The organism is Ruegeria conchae (assembly GCF_000192475.1).
In the GTDB taxonomy this organism is placed as follows: Bacteria; Pseudomonadota; Alphaproteobacteria; order Rhodobacterales; family Rhodobacteraceae; genus Ruegeria; species Ruegeria conchae.
The window spans coordinates 1-552 of sequence record NZ_AEYW01000015.1 but is presented as its reverse complement, the minus strand read 5'-3'; the positions used below and the strand labels follow the sequence as shown (position 1 = coordinate 552).

Below are 552 nucleotides of genomic sequence, written 5' to 3'. Positions count from 1 at the left end.
TTCTCAGATCCCTCACATCCGCGCGCAGATCGTCGCGCGCCTCTTCATAGGTTTCTGCATCACGCAGTTCATCCTCAAGCGCACTGAGATCGTCTTCGTAATTCGGGTCTGCAGGATCGAGCGCGGCGATGTCATCAGCGATGTCTTCGCTGCTGCGGCCATCATAGCTCTCGTTCAGATCACGCAGTTCACGGCGCGCCTCATAGAGGTCTCCGCGCAAGTCATAGTAGGTTTCCGCCGCAGCCTGATAGGTCGCGATCTTGCCCACATTGCTGTTGGCTGAGGCATTGCGGAACGCCGGCGCTGCCGCCTTGGACGCATTCAGGTTACGCAGCTTGTCCGAGCCATAGGGATCGGTGATCGCCGCGACAAGCGGATCGCGGTAATAGCGGTAGCGGTCCTTCTTCCGATCGAATATGGCTTGTCGTAGCGCAGTCGATAGTCGGTTTCATCATAGAACGTCTTATCTTCCGAATAGCTGTAGTCATCAGGATCGTAAGGCACCGGCTGGATCGTTGCCCAGTCCTTGTGCCGGTAACCTGGCTGTGGCAG

At 57.2% G+C, this 552-nt stretch carries 2 protein-coding genes; both read right to left on the bottom strand.

The window, feature by feature from the left end; translation table 11 throughout:
- Positions 1-268, bottom strand: a 268-nt coding sequence (locus G7G_RS23210; RefSeq protein ID WP_010442426.1) for a hypothetical protein, incomplete at its 3' end; no start/stop codon positions are given.
- 53 nt (positions 269-321) lie between these two features.
- A partial coding sequence (locus tag G7G_RS24410; RefSeq protein WP_037321780.1) for a hypothetical protein occupies positions 322-552 on the bottom strand: 231 nt, incomplete at its 5' end.